This is a genomic window from Streptomyces sp. NBC_01618, from assembly GCF_045209435.1.
GTDB lineage: Bacteria > Actinomycetota > Actinomycetes > Streptomycetales > Streptomycetaceae > Streptomyces.
Genome location: NZ_CP109297.1, coordinates 1,862,151 through 1,879,965 on the forward strand (window position 1 = coordinate 1,862,151; position 17,815 = coordinate 1,879,965).

Annotated in this window: 13 protein-coding genes and 1 tRNA gene; 10 read left to right on the forward strand and 4 right to left on the reverse strand. The window is 67.3% G+C overall.

Translation table 11 applies throughout. The annotated features are described in order from the left end of the window. Positions 1 to 154 precede the first annotated feature (154 nt). From OH735_RS08835 to OH735_RS08865, 7 genes are all read left to right on the forward strand, one after another. On the forward strand, positions 155 to 2,446 hold the full coding sequence (locus OH735_RS08835; RefSeq protein WP_406380837.1) for an FdhF/YdeP family oxidoreductase: 2,292 nt from the start codon (positions 155 to 157) through the stop codon (positions 2,444 to 2,446). A gap of 139 nt (positions 2,447 to 2,585) precedes the next feature. After that, positions 2,586 to 3,056 (forward strand): PaaI family thioesterase, encoded by a 471-nt coding sequence (locus OH735_RS08840; RefSeq protein ID WP_406386479.1) that lies wholly within the window; start codon positions 2,586 to 2,588, stop codon positions 3,054 to 3,056. 648 nt (positions 3,057 to 3,704) lie between these two features. Then, positions 3,705 to 4,913, forward strand: coding sequence for a branched-chain amino acid ABC transporter substrate-binding protein (locus OH735_RS08845; protein ID WP_406386480.1), 1,209 nt, complete (start codon positions 3,705 to 3,707; stop codon positions 4,911 to 4,913). A gap of 109 nt (positions 4,914 to 5,022) precedes the next feature. Next, positions 5,023 to 5,952: a branched-chain amino acid ABC transporter permease gene (locus OH735_RS08850; protein ID WP_406380838.1), complete on the forward strand. Its 930-nt coding sequence runs from the start codon at positions 5,023 to 5,025 to the stop codon at positions 5,950 to 5,952. A 5-nt stretch (positions 5,953 to 5,957) separates the two neighbouring features. Next, complete coding sequence (locus OH735_RS08855; RefSeq protein ID WP_406380839.1) at positions 5,958 to 7,751, forward strand: branched-chain amino acid ABC transporter permease; 1,794 nt, start codon at positions 5,958 to 5,960, stop codon at positions 7,749 to 7,751. Continuing rightward, a complete protein-coding gene (locus OH735_RS08860) occupies positions 7,748 to 8,704 on the forward strand; it encodes an ABC transporter ATP-binding protein (RefSeq protein WP_406380840.1) in 957 nt (318 codons plus the stop codon). The genes OH735_RS08855 and OH735_RS08860 overlap by 4 nt, the downstream gene beginning before the upstream one ends. Beyond that, positions 8,701 to 9,417: an ABC transporter ATP-binding protein gene (locus OH735_RS08865; protein ID WP_406380841.1), complete on the forward strand. Its 717-nt coding sequence runs from the start codon at positions 8,701 to 8,703 to the stop codon at positions 9,415 to 9,417. Before OH735_RS08860 ends, OH735_RS08865 begins: the two co-directional genes overlap by 4 nt. 81 nt (positions 9,418 to 9,498) lie before the next feature. On the opposite strand, the gene OH735_RS08870 is transcribed toward OH735_RS08865, so the two are convergent. Further along, positions 9,499 to 10,149, reverse strand: a complete 651-nt coding sequence (locus tag OH735_RS08870; protein WP_406380842.1) for an ANTAR domain-containing response regulator — start codon at positions 10,147 to 10,149, stop codon at positions 9,499 to 9,501. A 95-nt stretch (positions 10,150 to 10,244) separates the two neighbouring features. Between OH735_RS08870 and OH735_RS08875 the strand changes: the two genes are divergently transcribed. Beyond that, positions 10,245 to 10,327: transfer RNA gene (locus OH735_RS08875), tRNA-Leu, on the forward strand. Positions 10,328 to 10,413: 86 nt separating this feature from the next. Next, the gene (locus tag OH735_RS08880; protein WP_406380843.1) at positions 10,414 to 11,199 is read left to right on the forward strand and encodes a helix-turn-helix domain-containing protein; all 786 of its coding nucleotides are present in this window, start codon (positions 10,414 to 10,416) and stop codon (positions 11,197 to 11,199) included. Positions 11,200 to 11,208: 9 nt separating this feature from the next. On the opposite strand, the gene pyk is transcribed toward OH735_RS08880, so the two are convergent. Next, positions 11,209 to 12,642 (reverse strand): pyruvate kinase, encoded by a 1,434-nt coding sequence (gene pyk, locus OH735_RS08885; RefSeq protein WP_406380844.1) that lies wholly within the window; start codon positions 12,640 to 12,642, stop codon positions 11,209 to 11,211. A 382-nt stretch (positions 12,643 to 13,024) separates the two neighbouring features. Between pyk and OH735_RS08890 the strand changes: the two genes are divergently transcribed. Beyond that, on the forward strand, positions 13,025 to 14,836 hold the full coding sequence (locus OH735_RS08890) for a bifunctional metallophosphatase/5'-nucleotidase (RefSeq protein WP_406380845.1): 1,812 nt from the start codon (positions 13,025 to 13,027) through the stop codon (positions 14,834 to 14,836). A gap of 76 nt (positions 14,837 to 14,912) precedes the next feature. Here the strand turns inward: OH735_RS08890 and OH735_RS08895 are convergent, their stop codons facing one another. Both OH735_RS08895 and OH735_RS08900 read right to left on the reverse strand, forming a co-directional pair. Continuing rightward, positions 14,913 to 16,331 carry a lysine N(6)-hydroxylase/L-ornithine N(5)-oxygenase family protein gene (locus OH735_RS08895; RefSeq protein WP_406380846.1) on the reverse strand — a complete coding sequence of 473 codons (1,419 nt, stop codon included), beginning with the start codon at positions 16,329 to 16,331 and terminating at the stop codon, positions 14,913 to 14,915. Further along, the gene (locus OH735_RS08900; RefSeq protein ID WP_406380847.1) at positions 16,328 to 17,734 is read right to left on the reverse strand and encodes a pyridoxal phosphate-dependent decarboxylase family protein; all 1,407 of its coding nucleotides are present in this window, start codon (positions 17,732 to 17,734) and stop codon (positions 16,328 to 16,330) included. Before OH735_RS08900 ends, OH735_RS08895 begins: the two co-directional genes overlap by 4 nt. Between the last annotated feature and the right edge of the window lie 81 nt (positions 17,735 to 17,815).

Genomic DNA, 17,815 nt, shown 5'->3' on the forward strand with positions numbered 1-17,815 from the left:
CCTGCCACGGACCACTGACAATCCCGACCGCACCTGACTCCCCGGACGCTCCGCCGGGGCCGCGTGGCAGGATCGCGCGAGGAACACGTACCGCATCGATGCGTAAGCGCACCGCGCGCATGCGCGTCGGCACCGCCTCGAAGAGGAGCGCACCATGGCCACGAAACCGCCCACGGGTGACCCGGTCCAGGACGCACCGCAGGTCGAACCCGCGCAGCACGCCGCCGCCGGACTGCCGGCCGTGGCCCACAGCCTGCTCATCGCGCAGCAGCAGATGGGCCTGCGGCGCACCGCGCAGACCCTCCTCAAGGTCAACCAGAAGAACGGCTTCGACTGCCCCGGCTGCGCCTGGCCCGAGGGCGACGAACGGCACACCGCGGAATTCTGCGAGAACGGCGCCAAGGCCGTCGCCGAGGAAGCGACGCTGCGCCGCGTCACCCCCGACTTCTTCGCCGCACACCCGGTCCCCGATCTCGCCTCGCGCAGCGGGTACTGGCTGGGCCAGCAGGGACGGATCACCCAGCCCATGTACCTCCCCGAAGGCGCCGAGCGGTACGAGGCGGTGACCTGGGAGCGCGCCTTCGGCATCATCGCCGAGGAACTGGGCGCGCTCGACTCCCCCGACGAGGCGCTCTTCTACACCTCCGGGCGCACCAGCAACGAGGCGGCGTTCCTGCTCCAGCTGTTCGCCCGCGAATTCGGCACCAACAACCTCCCCGACTGCTCCAACATGTGCCACGAGTCCTCCGGCTCGGCCCTCACGGAGACCATAGGCATCGGCAAAGGCAGCGTCTTGCTGGAAGACCTCCACCAGGCCGACCTCATCATCGTCGCCGGACAGAATCCCGGCACGAACCACCCCCGGATGCTCTCCGCCCTGGAGAAGGCCAAGTCGGCGGGCGCGAAGATCATTTCGGTGAATCCGCTGCCCGAGGCCGGCCTGGAGCGGTTCAAGAACCCGCAGACCCCGCTCGGCATGATCAGGGGCACCGCGCTGGGCGATCTCTTCCTGCAGATCCGTATCGGCGGCGACCAGGCCCTCTTCCGGCTCCTCAACAAGATGATCCTCCAGACCGAGGGCGCCGTCGACGAAACCTTCGTACGCGAGCACACCCACGGCTACGAGGAGTTCGCGGCCGCCGCCCGCGAAGCCGACTGGGAACAGACCCTCGCCGCCACCGGCCTCGACCGCGGCACCATCGAAGAGGCCCTCGCGATGGTCCTCGCCTCGAAGCGCACCATCGTGTGCTGGGCCATGGGCCTCACCCAGCACAAGCACTCCGTGCCGACCATCCGCGAAGTGGTCAACTTCCTCCTGCTGCGCGGCAACATCGGCCGCCCCGGCGCCGGGGTCTGTCCCGTCCGCGGCCACTCCAACGTCCAGGGCGACCGCACCATGGGCATCTTCGAGCGGCCCTCCCCCGCCTTCCTCGACGCCCTCGACAAGGAATTCGGGATCACCTCGCCGCGCCACCACGGCTACGACGTCGTCCGCTCCATCGAGGCACTGCGCGACGGCAAGGCCAAGGTCTTCTTCGCCATGGGCGGAAACTTCGTCGCGGCCACCCCCGACACGGAAGTCACCGAGGCCGCGATGCGCCGCGCCCGCCTCACCGTCCACGTCTCCACCAAGCTCAACCGCTCGCACGCCGTGACCGGCACCCGCGCCCTGATCCTGCCGACACTGGGCCGTACCGACAAGGACGTCCAGGCGAGCGGCAAGCAGTTCGTCACCGTCGAGGACTCCATGAGCATGGTCCACGCCTCGCGCGGCAACCTCACCCCGGCCGGCCCCCACCTGCTCTCCGAGCCCGCCATCGTCGCCCGCCTCGCCCGCGCCGTCCTCGGCCCCGGATCGACCACCCCCTGGGAGGAGTTCGAGAAGGACTACGCGACAATCCGCGACCGCATCTCCCGCGTCGTCCCCGGCTTCGAGAACTTCAACGCCCGCGTCGCCCGCCCCGGCGGCTTCACCCTCCCCCACGGCCCCCGCGACGAACGCCGCTTCCCCACCACGACCGGCAGGGCCAACTTCACCGCCGCACCCGTCGAATACCCCGAACTCCCCGAAGGCAGGCTGCTGTTGCAGACCCTGCGCTCGCACGACCAGTACAACACCACGATCTACGGCCTCGACGACCGCTACCGCGGCATCAAGAGCGGCCGCCGCATCGTCCTGGTCAACCCCGAGGACGCCCGCGCACTCGGCCTGGCCGACGGCGCGTACACCGACCTGGTCAGTGAGTGGAAGGACGGCGTGGAACGCCGCGCCCCCGGCTTCCGCGTCGTGCACTACCCGACGGCCCGGGGCTGCGCCGCCGCCTACTACCCGGAGACCAACGTGCTGGTACCCCTCGGCTCCACGGCCGACACCAGCAACACCCCCGCCAGCAAGTCCGTCGTCGTGCGCTTCGAGAACATCCAGGGGCGGGCCGGCCAGGAATGATCCGTACCCACAACCCACCAGGTCCGGTCCAACGGATCAGGACCGGACAGGCCCTAAGCGTTCGCTCAGTCGTCTGATAAGAACGATGCATACAGCAAATAAGACGGTGAACCACCGCAGACGATCGGAGCCGGACCCCATGGGCGAGCACACCACACCCAAGTTCCCCCAGGAGATCATCGACGAATTCGCCGCACTCGGCGTCGACCTGCCCGCCCTCTTCTCCGCCGGCCACCTCGGCGAGCGCATGGGCGTCACGATCGTCGAAGCCTCCGCGGAACGCGTCGTCGGCACCATGCCCGTCGAGGGAAACACCCAGCCCTACGGACTGCTCCACGGCGGCGCCTCCGCCGTCCTCGCCGAGACCCTCGGCTCGATCGGCTCCATGCTCCACGGCGGCGCCACCAAGCTCGCCGTCGGCGTCGACCTGAACTGCACCCATCACCGAGGGGTACGAAGCGGCCTCGTCACCGGCGTCGCCACCCCCGTACACCGCGGCCGCTCCACCGCCACCTACGAGATCGCCATCACCGACGAACACAACAAGCGCGTCTGCACCGCCCGGCTCACCTGCCTGCTCCGCGACGCGCCCCGGCCCGACGCCGCCTGACCGGCCGAAAGACACCGCACCACACCCACCGCACCGCTGCCCGGCCGGATGACAATCCGGCCGGGCAGCGCCATTCCCACCCACAACCACCCACGCACACAACACAGTTGAGCAACCGGACCGACCAACACCCTTGACCCCGGCCTCCGTTGTATGGCCCACTCAGCACTCCCCGCACACCACACCGCGTCGCCCGCACCCACCCAGACGTAACACTGCGTAACAAAAGCGCCCCACACAAAACGCTCCACGCAACACCCCGAACCCGGCCCCACCACCGCCGGGCACCTCGTCGCGCCCGCACACCCCCCTTCCCACCCCCACCGCGCGACAGCAGCAAGATCCACCCAAGCCCCTTAGCAGAGCTGCGCGTTCTCACCATGCGGTCACTCCACCCGACCGGCAAAAAACCGTACATGTCAGCACAGCCACCTCAAGCCTTGCTCAAAGGCATAACAAGACAGTCACATCCTGCGGCGGACCCATCCCGGACCCCCACACCTGCGCCTAGAGTCACCGCCAGTCACCGCGCCGCCGGGCGCGTCTGCAGCACGGCCCTGTACCAACCAGTACGGCCCGGCGAACGACACGGCACCTCAAGCAGAGGAGGCCGCGCCAGGGAAAGGACCTTTCGTGCGACACCGTTCTTTGCTCATCCTCACCACAGTGCTCACCACCGGAGCACTGACACTCACCGCCTGCGGGTCGCGCGACGACGGCAACAACAGCAGCAGCGGCGACACCCAGACCGTCGTCATCGGCGTCGACGCGCCCATCACGGGCGACCTGTCCGCCCTCGGCCTCGGCATCAAGAACTCCGCAGACCTCGCCGCCAAGACGGCAAACAAGGAAAAGACCGTCCCCGGCATCAAGTTCGAGGTCAAGCCGCTCGACGACCAGGCACAGCCCTCCGTCGGCCAGCAGAACGCCCAGAAGTTCATCGACGACGCCACCGTCGTCGGCGTCGTCGGCCCGCTGAACTCCGGCGTCTCCCAGTCGATGCAGAAGCCGCTCAACGACGCCTCCCTCACCCAGGTCTCCCCCGCCAACACGGGCACCGAACTCACCCAGGGCGAGAACTGGAAGACCGGCGAAAAGAAGCGCCCCTACAAGACCTACTTCCGCACCGCCACCACGGACCAGATCCAGGGCGCCTTCGCAGCGAAGTACCTCTTCAACGACGCGAAGATCAAGCAGGTCTACCTCATCGACGACCAGAAGCCCTACGGCGCCGGTCTCGCCGCCTCCTTCAAGGCGACCTTCACCACCCTCGGCGGCAAGATCGTCGGCACCGACCACGTCAACCCGGACGACCGCGACTTCAACGCCGTCGTCACCAAGGTCAAGAAGTCCGGCGCCAAGGCCGTCTACTACGGCGGCGAGTACCCCGCCGGCGCACCCCTGAGCCAGCAGCTCAAGGACAGCGTCCAGATCCCCCTCATGGGCGGCGACGGCATGTACAGCGCCGACTTCATCAAGCTCAACAAGAAGGCCCAGGGCGACATCGCCACCTCCGTCGGCAAGCCCGTCGAGGAACTCGACTCCGCCAAGAAGTTCATCGCGGACTACAAGACGGCCGGATACAAGGACGCCTACGAGGCCTACGGCGGCGGCACCTACGACGCCACCTGGTCCATCATCGAGGCCGTCAAGATCGCCGTCGCCGACAACAACGGCAAGCTCCCCGACAACGCCCGCGTCAAGGTCCTCGAAGCCATGGCCAAGGTCAAGTTCGACGGCGTCACCGGCCCCGTCTCCTTCGACGAATACGGCGACACCACCAACACCATGATGACCGCCTACCAGGTCGACGGCGGCAAGTGGACCTCCAAGCTCAGCGAGGCCTACAAGCCCTGACCCCCACAGGCCCTCCCAGCCACGCACTGAACTGACACCAGACCGCGCGGGAGCGCTACCAGCGCTCCCGCGCGGTGCCATATCCGAACCACTCCACGGAGGCCCTGCGGTGAACGAACTGCCGCAACAGCTGGCCAATGGACTCATCCTCGGCGCGATGTACGGTCTCATCGCGATCGGCTACACGATGGTCTACGGAATCATCCAGCTCATCAACTTCGCCCACGGCGAGATCTTCATGATCGGAGGCTTCGGAGCTCTCACCGTGTACCTCTGGATGCCGGCCGGTGTCTCCCTCCTCGCGATCACCCCACTCATGATCATCGGCGGCGTAATATGCTCCGTCGCCGTCGGAACAGCCGCCGAACGCTTCGCCTACCGGCCCCTGCGGGGCGCCCCCCGACTCGCACCGCTCATCACCGCGATCGGACTCTCCCTCGCACTCCAGCAGGCCATCTGGAAGTGGTACCCCGACGCCAAGAAGGACCGCTCCTTCCCCCAGTTCAAGGGCGAAGCGATCGACATCTTCGGCGCCCACATCCAACTCGGTGACCTCTTCGTCCTCATCACCGCACCCGTCTGCATGATCGCCCTCGGCCTCTTCGTCTCCAAGACCCGCACCGGCCGCGGCATGCAGGCCACCAGCCAGGACCCCGACACCGCGAAGCTCATGGGCATCAACACCGACCGCATCATCGTCATGGCCTTCGCCATCGGTGCCGCGTTCGCCGCCATCGCCGCCGTCGCCTACGGGCTCAAGCAGGGCGTGATCGGCTTCAGAATGGGCTTCCTCATGGGCCTCAAAGCCTTCACCGCAGCCGTACTCGGCGGCATCGGCAACATCTACGGCGCCATGCTCGGCGGCGTCGTCCTCGGCGTCGCCGAATCCCTCGCCATTGGCTACATGAGCGACGTCCCCGGCATGGAACTCTTCGGCGGCGGTGCCTGGAAGGACGTATGGGCCTTCGTCCTCCTCATCGTCGTCCTGCTGATCCGGCCCCAGGGCCTGCTCGGCGAACGCGTCGCGGATCGGGCGTGATACGGATGACCACCAACCACACCACCGCACCCGAGGCCGCCCCCTTCCTCCCGGTCCCCGCAGCCGCCGCCCGCATCGCCACCCTCGCAGGCGCCGCAATCGCACTCGCCGGCACCTTCCTCGCCTGGACCTGGACCAGCGAATTCCCCGGCGACCTCACCGTCACCGGCTACCCCGGCGGCCTCCAGGTCCTCACCCTCATCAGCGCCGCACTCACCCTGCTCTTCGCGCTGTCCGGGTACGGCATCCGAGGCCTCCGCTGGCTCACCCCCGGCGGCACCAACAGCCCCGTCCGCCTCCTCGCCCTCGGCACCCTCGGCACCACCGGCTACACCATCGGCGCCATCGCCTACGACCTCGGCGGCGTCGTCAACCTGGAACCCGGCGCCTGGGTCAGCGGCACCGGCGCACTCATCGCCGCCATCGCCGCACTCGGCCTCCCCGGAGACCAGCCACACACCGGCACCGGCACCACCGCCTGGCAACGCTTCCGCAACAGCCTCGGCGCCCCACCGGCCCGCCGCGCCACCCCCCTCCCCTCCTGGGCCGAAATCCTCATCATCGCCGTAGCCTTCGGCATCGGCCTCTACATCTTCAGCTACGGAATCGACACCGACTACGCCGAACTCTTCATCGGCTTCCTCATCACCGTCGGCTTCGCCTTCACCGCACTCCACCGCGCCGGACTCGTCTCCCGCGTCACCGCACTCACCACCAAGCACCGCAACGTCACCCTCGCCGCCGCCCTCGTCGCAGCCGTCTGCTTCCCGTTCACACAGCAGAAAGAGGAATACGCGCTCATCGGCGCCAACATCCTCATCTTCGCGACCGTGGCACTCGGCCTCAACGTCGTCGTCGGCCTCGCCGGCCTCCTCGACCTCGGATACGTCGCCTTCCTCGGCGTCGGCGCCTACGCCGCCGCCCTGGTCTCCGGCTCCACCATGTCGGCCATCGGCGTCGAATTCCCCTTCTGGGCCGCCGTACTCACCGGCGCCGCAGCCTCACTCATCTTCGGCGTCCTCATCGGCGCCCCCACCCTCCGACTACGCGGCGACTACCTCGCCATCGTCACCCTCGGCTTCGGTGAAATCTTCCGCCTCACCGTGAACAACCTCAACGGCAACAGCGGACCCGACCTCACCAACGGCTCCCAGGGCATCCCCAGCATCCCCGACCTCAACTTCTTCGGATTCGACTTCGGACTCAAACACGACATCCTCGGCTTCAACCTCGGCAGGTCGGCCAACTACTACCTGCTGATGCTCGTCTTCACCGCCGTCGTCGTCCTCGTCTTCCGCCGCTCCGGAGAATCCCGCATCGGCCGCGCCTGGGTCGCCATCCGCGAGGACGAAACCGCAGCCACCGCCATGGGCATCAACGCCTTCCGGCTCAAACTGCTGGCCTTCGCCCTCGGCGCCACCCTCGCCGGCCTCGCCGGAACCGTCCAGGCACACGTCAACTACACCGTGACACCCGAGCAGTACCAGTTCGCCGGCTCCGTACCACCCAACTCCGCATTCCTCCTCGCCGCCGTCATCCTCGGCGGCATGGGAACCCTCAGCGGACCCCTCGTCGGCGCCGCACTCCTCTACCTCATCCCGGCCAAGCTCCAGTTCATGTCGGACTACCAGCTCTTCCTCTTCGGCGTCGCACTCATCCTCCTGATGCGCCTGCGCCCCGAGGGCCTCGTCGCCGACCGCAGGAAGCAGCTCGAATTCCACGAGACCGACCAGCTCGACGTACCGGAGCCACGGCAGTCCGAAGAGACCGGCGCCGGCATCGCCAAGGCGGGGGCGTGACCACCATGACCACCACGAAAACCGCCACCACCGTCCTCGACGCGAGTGGCGTCACCATGCGCTTCGGCGGCCTCACCGCCGTACGCAACGTCGACTTCACCGTCAACGCGGGCGAGATCGTCGGCCTCATCGGCCCCAACGGCGCCGGCAAGACCACCTTCTTCAACTGCCTCACCGGCCTGTACGTCCCCACCGAGGGCAAGGTCAGCTACAAAGGCACCGTCCTGCCGCCCAAGCCCCACCTCGTCACCCAGGCAGGCATCGCCCGCACCTTCCAGAACATCCGGCTCTTCGCCAACATGACCGTCCTGGAGAACGTCCTCGTCGGACGCCACACCAGGACAAAAGAAGGCCTCTGGTCCGCCCTCCTACGGCTCCCCGGCTTCACCAAGGCCGAACACGCCAGCCGCGAACGAGCCATGCAGCTCCTGGAGTTCATCGGCCTCCAGGACAAGGCCGACCACCTCGCGCGCAACCTCCCCTACGGAGACCAGCGCAAGCTGGAAATCGCCCGCGCACTGGCCAGCGACCCCGGACTCCTCCTCCTCGACGAGCCCACCGCCGGCATGAACCCGCAGGAAACCCGCGTCACCGAAGAACTCATCTTCGCCATCCGCGACCAGGGCATCGCCGTCCTCGTCATCGAGCACGACATGCGGTTCATCTTCAACCTCTGCGACCGCGTCGCCGTCCTCGTCCAGGGCGAGAAACTCGTCGAAGGCACCTCCGACGTCGTCCAGAGCGACGAACGCGTCGTCGCCGCCTACCTCGGCACCCCCTTCGAAGGCGCCCCCGGCGCCGAAGAAGTCGCCGAGGTCGAAGCAGCCGAAGCCGTCGCCACCAAGGCGGCCGACGCCGCCGCCGACACCAACAGCACCACCGAATCCGACAGCACCACCGAAACCGACAGCACCACCGGCACCACCGGCACCGAGGAGGAGGACGCCCGATGACCGCACTACTGGAGGTCGAGGACCTCCGCGTCGCCTACGGCAAGATCGAAGCCGTCAAGGGCATCTCCTTCACCGTCGAAGCCGGCCAGGTCGTCACCCTCATCGGCACCAACGGTGCGGGCAAGACCACCACCCTGCGCACCCTCTCCGGACTGCTCAAGCCGGCCGGCGGCCGCATCACCTTCGACGGCCAACCACTCACCAACATCCCGGCCCACAAGGTCGTCTCCCTGGGCCTCGCCCACTCCCCCGAGGGACGCCACATCTTCCCCCGGCTGACGATCACCGAGAACCTCCAGCTCGGCGCCTACCTCCGCAACGACAAGGCAGGCATCGAGAAGGACATCCAGCGCGCCTACGACCTCTTCCCCATCCTCGGGGAACGCCGCAAGCAGGCCGCCGGAACCCTCTCGGGCGGCGAACAGCAGATGCTCGCCATGGGCAGGGCCCTCATGTGCCAGCCCAAACTCCTGATGCTCGACGAACCCTCCATGGGCCTCTCCCCGATCATGATGCAGAAGATCATGGAGACCATCGTCGAACTCAAGGCACAGGGCACCACCATCCTGCTCGTCGAGCAGAACGCCCAGGCCGCACTCTCCCTCGCGGACCACGGCCACGTCATGGAGGTCGGCAAGATCGTCCTCTCCGGCACCGGCGCGGACCTCCTCCACGACGAGTCCGTCCGCAAGGCCTACCTCGGCGAGGACTGACCCCTCCCGTACACATGAAGGAGGCCCGCACCCGGCTGACCGGGTACGGGCCTCCTTCATGACCGCGTACGCGCGTACGGGCTACTCCGCCGCCTTCTTCTTCTCCTCGGCATCCTCGATCAACGCCTCGGCAAGCTGCTGCATCGACAGTCGGCGGTCCATCGACGTCTTCTGGATCCACCGGAACGCGGCCGGCTCCGACAGACCGTAATCCGTCTGCAGAATGCTCTTCGCCCGGTCCACCAGCTTCCGCGTCTCCAGCCGCTGCGCGAGGTCGGCGACCTCACCCTCCAGCGCCTTCAGCTCCGCGAACCGCGACACCGCCATCTCGATGGCCGGCACCACGTCGCTCTTGCTGAACGGCTTCACGAGATACGCCATCGCCCCGGCGTCCCGCGCCCGCTCCACGAGATCGCGCTGCGAGAACGCGGTGAGCATCAGGACGGGCGCGATGGACTCCTCGGCGATCTTCTCCGCGGCGGAGATCCCGTCCAGGACCGGCATCTTCACATCGAGGATGACCAGGTCCGGCCGGTGCTCCCGGGCGAGCTCGACAGCCCGCTGACCGTCCCCGGCCTCACCGACGACCGCGTAGCCCTCTTCCTCCAGCATCTCTTTGAGATCGAGACGGATGAGCGCCTCGTCCTCCGCGATGACGACCCGGGTCGTCAGCGGCGGAACGTGCGACTTGTCGTCGTCGGCGGAGGGCTGGGGCGGCTCGGGGGCGGTCACGGGGACTCCTTGTTCCAAGGGCAGGTACAGCTCCCTTGAGCCTACCTAGCAGCGGACCGGGCATGTCACCCGGTACACTTTCCGGCAGCAACCTCGCCGGGTTGGTGGAATGGCATACACGGATGTCTCAAACACATCTGCCCGAAAGGGCTTGCGGGTTCGAATCCCGCACTCGGCACATGTGAGACAAAGCGGATGTTCACGTTCTCGTGAACATCCGCTTTCTGCTGCACCCAGTAGCGAGTGGTCGCTCATGGTGTTCGTATGAACTTCCACGGACCGGAACTACGGCAGAGGGCGCTCACTCTCCTCCGAGGCGGCGCAAAGAACGCGGACGTGGCGCGGAAGCTGAACGTCCCGGCAGGCACCATCAGCTACTGGAAACACATGGACCGCGCCAAACGCGGCGAGTGCCCCGGAGCCCACCGTTCCTTTTGCCCTCGATGCGAAGGCGAGCTTGATCAATCTGCGTACGCGTACCTTCTTGGCCTTTACCTCGGCGATGGGCACATCGTGCAGAACAGGAGGATGAGCACTCCCAGCCTGTCGATTGCCTGCGCCGATGCCTGGCCGGGCCTCATGGACCTGTGCGAGAACGCCATGCGCGCCGTCTTTCCGGAGAATTCCGTGTGCAGGGTGCGCCGGAAGGGATGCCGCCAGGTCAAGGTGGTCTCCAAGCACCTGTGGTGCTTGTTCCCGCAACACGGCCCCGGCAAGAAGCACGAGCGCCCCATCATCCTCGAACCCTGGCAGCAGGAAATCGTCGACGCCCACCCCTGGGACTTCATCCGCGGACTCATCCACTCCGACGGTTGCCGGAACATGAACTGGACGACTCGGATGGTCGGCGGCGTACGCAAGCGCTACGAGTACCCGAGGTACTGGTTCACGAACGTCTCGGACGACATCCGGCAGCTCTACACCGACACCCTGGACAAGCTCGGCATCGAGTGGACGCACTGCACCCGCGCGGGCAAGAAGTACAACATCTCCGTCGCCCGACGGGCGTCCGTCGCGCTCATGGACGCCCACGTCGGGCCGAAGTACTGACGACCGGCCCTACTTCGGGCTCTCGTCCTCGCCGATACGGTGGACCCGGACCAGGTTCGTCGAGCCCGGGACTCCCGGCGGGGAGCCGGCCGTGATGATCACGACGTCGCCCTTCTCGCAGCGGCCGATCTTCAGCAGCTCCTCGTCGACCTGGGCCACCATCGCATCCGTCGATTCCACGTGCGGGCCGAGGAAGGTCTCGACGCCCCAGGTCAGGTTGAGCTGGGAGCGGGTGGCCGGGGCCGGGGTGAAGGCCAGGAGCGGGATGGGCGAGCGGTAGCGGGAGAGGCGCCTGACCGTGTCGCCGCTCTGGGTGAAGGCGACCAGGAACTTGGCGCCCAGGAAGTCGCCCATCTCGGCCGCCGCGCGGGCCACCGCGCCGCCCTGGGTGCGGGGCTTGTTGCGGTCGTTCAGGGGCGGGAGGCCCTTGGCGAGGATGTCCTCCTCGGCGGCCTCCACGATGCGGGACATCGTGCGGACCGTCTCGACGGGGTACTTGCCGACGCTGGTCTCGCCGGAGAGCATCACCGCGTCCGTGCCGTCGATGACCGCGTTGGCGACGTCGGAGGCCTCGGCGCGGGTGGGGCGGGAGTTGTCGATCATCGAGTCGAGCATCTGGGTGGCGACGATGACCGGTTTGGCGTTGCGCTTGGCGAGTTTGATCGCGCGCTTCTGGACGATCGGCACTTGTTCCAGGGGCATTTCGACGCCGAGGTCGCCGCGGGCGACCATGATGCCGTCGAAGGCGGCGACGATGCCGTCGATGTTGTCGACGGCCTGGGGTTTCTCCACCTTGGCGATGACGGGGAGGCGGCGGCCCTCCTCGTCCATGATGCGGTGGACGTCCTCGATGTCGCGTCCGCTGCGTACGAAGGAGAGGGCGATGATGTCGGCGCCGGTGCGCAGGGCCCAGCGGAGGTCTTCGATGTCCTTCTCGGAGAGTGCGGGGACGGAGACGGCGACGCCGGGGAGGTTGAGGCCCTTGTGGTCGGAGACCATGCCGCCCTCGATGACGGTGGTGTGGACGCGGGGGCCGTCCACCTCGGTGACTTCGAGGGTGACGCGACCGTCGTCGACGAGGATGCGTTCGCCTGTGGTGACGTCGGTGGCGAGGCCGTCGTAGGTGGTGCCGCAGGTATGGCGGTCGCCTTCGATGGGTTCGACGGTGATGGTGAAGTCGTCGCCGCGTTCGAGGAGTACGGGGCCTTCGCGGAAGCGTCCGAGGCGGATCTTCGGGCCTTGAAGGTCGGCGAGGATGCCGACGCTGTGTCCGCTTTCGTCGGAGGCTTTGCGTACGTGGCGGTATCGCTCTTCGTGTTCGGCGTAGGTGCCGTGGCTGAGGTTGAGGCGGGCGATGTCCATTCCCGCTTCGACCAATGCCTTGATCTGGTCGTATGTGTCGGTGGCGGGTCCCAGGGTGCAAACGATTTTTGCTCGGCGCATGGTTCGAGCCTAGACCTTACCTACGGGTAGTTAATTGGCCGCACGTGACTGCTCAACAACCTTTGGGTGAAGGGTTATTGACAAGTGTTGAATTGTGCGCCGGGGTGCTCGGATGAGCATTCCGCGGGTGCGAGGGGGGCTTCGCCTCGGACGGCGACGCGGGGGTGGTCGGGGGTGCCGTAGGGGGGTGGGGTGTCGGTCATGTGTCCACTGTTGCATCCGGGTACGACAGCTGGTGGTCATCAGATCGAAACCTGCAGGGGGTGTTGCCGGGCATGGCTCCTGGGTCATTATCTACGCGCGTTGCTGCGAGAACTGAGCTGTACCAGGACTGAGCTGTACCGGAACTGAGCTGTACGAGATCTGAGATGTGGGAGACGAAATGCCGCTGAACCGTAGGACGTTCCTGGGCACATCGGTGGCCGCCGGTGCCGGTGTGGCGATCGCGGGTGGTTCCGCCGTTCCCGCGGCCGCCCAGGGTGGTGGCGACGGGCCTGGCCAGGGGGATCCGTCGAAGCGGTATTCGTTCACCGTGATGGGGACCACCGATCTGCATGGGAACGTTTTCAACTGGGACTACTTCACCGACGCGGAGTTCGACGACAAGGCTCACAACGACGTCGGTCTGGCGAAGATCTCGGCCTTGGTGGACCAGGTGCGCCTGGAGAAGGGCCGTCACAACACCCTGTTGATCGATGCGGGTGACACGATCCAGGGCACCCAGTTGTCGTACTACTACGCGAAGGTCGATCCGATCACGGCGAAGCGTGGGCCGGTGCACCCGGTGGCGCAGGCGATGAACGCGATCGGTTATGACGCGGCGGCGCTCGGCAATCACGAGTTCAATTACGGTATTCCGGTGCTGCGGAAGTTCGAGGAGCAGTGCGATTTCCCGTTGCTGGGTGCGAACGCGCTGGATGCGAAGACGTTGCGGCCGGCGTTCGCCCCGTACGTCATCAAGGAGCTGCGTACTCCGCAGGGTCGGGATGTGAAGGTGGCGGTCCTGGGGCTGACCAACCCGGGCATCGCCATCTGGGACAAGGCGAACGTCAGCGGGAAGATGGTGTTCCCGGGGCTGGAGGAGCAGGCGGCGAAGTTCGTGCCGCGGCTGCGTTCCATGGGTGCGGATGTCGTGATCGTCTCGGCGCACTCGGGCACCAGTGGTACGTCGTCGTACGGTGATCAGATCCCGTATGTCGAGAATGCGGCTGGTCTGGTGGCCGAGCAGGTGCCGGGTATCGACGCGATTCTGGTCGGGCATGCGCATCAGGAGATCCCCGAGTACTTCGTGGAGAACAAGCAGACCGGCAAGAAGGTGGTGCTCTCGGAGCCGTTGAAGTGGGGGCAGCGGCTGACGCTGTTCGACTTCGATCTGGTGTGGGAGAAGGGTCGTTGGGTGGTGGAGAAGGCGGGTTCGCGGGTGCTGAACTCCAACACCGTGGATGAGGACCCGAAGATCACGGGATTGCTCGCGGACGAGCACAAGAAGGTCGTGGCGTACGTCAATCAGGTCATCGGTACGTCGACGGCGGCGATGACGACGGCGGAGGCGGCGTGGAAGGACGAGCCGATCATCGATCTGATCAATGTCGTCCAGGCGGAGACGGTGAAGGCGGCGCTGGCGGGTGGGGCGTACGCGGCGCTTCCGGTGCTGTCGCAGGCGTCGTGTTTCTCGCGTACGGCGCAGATCCCGGCCGGGAATGTGACGATCAAGGACGCGGCGGGGCTGTATCCGTTCGAGAACACCCTTGAGGCGCGGTTGCTGACCGGTGCGCAGATCAAGGACTATCTGGAGTTCTCGGCCCGGTACTACGTGCAGACGGCGGCGGGTGCTGCGGTGGACACGGCGAAGTTGACGAATGCGGACAACACTCCGGATTACAACTATGACGCGGTGTCGGGTCTGACGTATGAGATCGACATTGCGAAGCCGAATGGTTCGCGGATCGTTGGTCTGGCGTTCGAGGGGAAGCCGATCGATCCGGTGGCGCAGTTCGTGCTGGCGGTGAACAACTACCGGGCGAGTGGCGGTGGCAATTTCCCGCATGTGGCGGGTGCGAAGCAGTTGTGGGCGAATTCGGAGGAGATCCGTAACACGATCATCGGTTGGGTGCAGGCGAAGGGTTCGGTGGATGGTGCGCAGTTCGCTTCGGTGGACTGGCGTCTGACGCGGGACGGTACGCCGGTGTTCTAGGCGTTTGTTCGTCGGGTTGGCGGCCGTCCTTTCCTGGTGGAGGGGCGGCCGCCTGCTGTCTGTGTGGGTCCGGGGGTCAGTTGCCGTGGGCGAGGGGGATGAGGTCGGGGTTCTGGGTGGGGATGGTGGGGGTGCGGGGGGTGAGGCCGAAGGTGGTGAAGGCGGTGCGTGCGGGGAGGGGGTAGGCGTTGGTGGCGGTGAGGTCGTTGAGGATGGTGGCGCTGCGCCAGGCGGCGAGTCCGAGGTCGGGGGCGCCGACGCCGTGGGTGTGGCGTTCGGCGTTCTGTACGTAGACGTGGCCGGTGACGGTGGGGTCGAGGACGAGGCGGAATCGGTCGTCGATGCGGGGGCGTTCGGAGGTGTCGCGGCGCATGTAGGGGTCGAGGCCGGTGAGGATGCGGTCGAGGGAGCGTTCGCGGTAGCCGGTGGCGAGGATGACGGCGTCGGTGGTGAGGCGGGAGCGGGTGTTCTGCTGGGTGTGTTCGAGGTGGAGTTCGACGCGGGTGTTGACGAGGCGTCCTGCGGCGCGGACGCAGACGCCGGGGGTGAGGGTGGTGTCGGGCCAGCCGCCGTGGAGGGTGCGGCGGTAGAGCTCGTCGTGGATGGCGGCGATGGTGTCGGCGTCGATGCCTTTGTGGAGTTGCCATTGGTGGGGGACGAGTTCGTCGCGTACGGATTCGGGGAGGGCGTGGAAGTAGCGGCTGTAGTCGGGGGTGAAGTGTTCGAGGCCGAGTTTGGAGTACTCCATGGGGGCGAATGCCTCGGTGCGGGCGAGCCAGTGGAGTTTTTCGCGGCCGGTGGGGCGGGCGCGCAGGAGGTCGAGGAAGATTTCGGCGCCGGACTGTCCTGAGCCGATGACGGTGATGTGTTCGGCGGTGAGGAGTTTTTCGCGGTGGTGGAGGTAGTCGGCGGAGTGGATGACGGGTACGGATTCGGCTTCGGCGAGGGGTTTGAGGGGGTCGGGGATGTGGGGTTCGGTGCCGATTCCGAGGGCGATGTGGCGGGTGTGGGCGCGGCCGAGTGCTTCGGCTTCGCCGTCGGCGTCGAGTTGGGTGAAGTCGACTTCGAAGAAGTGCCGTTCGTTGTTCCATCGGATGGCGTCGACTTGGTGGCTGAAGTGGAGGCCGGGGAGGTTGTCGCTGACCCAGCGGCAGTAAGCGTCGTATTCGGCGCGTTGGATGTGGAAGCGTTCGGCGAAGTAGAAGGGGAAGAGCCGGTCGCGGGTGCGCAGGTAGTTGAGGAAGGTCCAGGGGCTTGCGGGGTCGGCGAGGGTGACGAGGTCGGCGAGGAAGGGGACTTGGAGGCTGGCTCCGTCGATGAGGAGGCCGGGGTGCCAGTGGAAGGCGGGGCGTTGTTCGTAGAAGGTGGCGGCGAGGGGGTGGGGGCTGGCGGGGATGCCGTGGGCGAGGGCGGCGAGGGAGAGGTTGAAGGGGCCGATGCCGATGCCGACGAGGTCGTGTGGCTGGTTGGTTTCGGGGGTGGGCTGGTCGGTCATCGGGGGGTGTTGCCTTCCGCGAGGTCGGTGGTGAGTTGGTTGACGAGGTCGAGGAGTGTGCGGAGGTCGTCGGGGGTGGTGTGGGGGTTGAGGAGGGTGGCTTTGAGCCAGAGGCGGTCGTCGGTGTGGGCGCGGCCGAGTACGGCGTGGCCGCGGGTGAGGAGGGTGCGGCGGATGGTGGCGACGGTGTGGTCGTCGGCGTCGGTGGGGCGGAAGAGGACGGTGCTGATGGTGGGGCGGTCGTAGAGGTCGAGGGTGGGGGTGTGGGCGATGAGGTCGGCGAGGTGGTGGGCGGTGGCGATGGTGTGGTCGATGAGGTCGGCGAGTCCGGTGCGGCCGAGGGCTTTGAGGGTGACGGCGATCTTGAGGGCGTCGGGGCGGCGGGTGGTGCGCAGGGAGCGGCCGAGGAGGTCGGGGAGGCCGGCTTCGGTGTCGTCGTCGGCGTTGAGGTAGGGGGCGTGGTGGTGGAGTGCGTCGAGGTGGGTGCGGTGGGGGACGGCGAGGATGCCTGCACAGGCGGGTTGCCAGCCGAGTTTGTGGAGGTCGAGGGTGACGCTGTGGGCGCGGTCGAGGCCGTGGACTTTGCCTCGGTGGGTGGGGCTGAAGAGGAGGGGTCCGCCGTAGGCGGCGTCGATGTGGAGTTCGGCGCCGTGGGTGGTGCAGAGGTCGGCGATGTCGGCGAGGGGGTCGATGTGGCCGGTGTCGGTGGTGCCTGCGGTGGCGGTTACGAAGAGGGCACGGTGGGGGCTGTGGAGCCGGGTGAGGGCTTCGTCGAGTGCGGTGAGGTCCATGACGCCGGTGGGGGCGGGGATGACGACGGGTGTGGGGAGGCCGAGGAGCCAGGCGGCGCGGGTGATGCTGTGGTGGGCGTTGGCGGCGCAGATGGTTTGTACGGGGCCGTTGCGTTCGCGGGCGAGGAGGAGGGCGAGTTGGTTGGCTTCGGTGCCGCCGGTGGTGATGAGTGCGTCGGGTGAGGGGTGGTGGGGGTAGATCTCGGTGGCGAGTGCGGCGGTGATGTCGGCTTCGAGGGCGGAGGCGGCGGGGGCCTGGTCCCAGGAGTCCATGGAGGGGTTGAGGGCGGAGGCGGCGAGGTCGGCGGCGGTGGCGAGGGCGAGGGGTGGGGTGTGGAGGTGGGCGGCGCAGAGTGGGTGTGCGGGGTCTGCGGCGCCTTCGGCGAGGGCGGTGACGAGGGTGCGCAGGGCGTCGTGGGGGTCGGTGCCGTGGTCGGGGATGACGGGGTGGGTGGTGGCGCGTGTGCGGGGGGTGACGGCGTCGGGTCCGCCTGCGGGGAGGGGGCCGTCGCGTCGGTGGGCGCCGTCGTGGAGTGCGGTGAGGACGGTGTCGATGAGGGGGCGCAGTGCGGCGGGGCCGGTGGTGGAGCCGGCGAGGGGTGGGGTGGGCATGGTGGTGGGCCCTTCGGGTGTGCGTGTGTGTGGGCGGGCATGGGTGGACTTGCCAGCTTGTCCGGGTTTTCGGGGGCGCGG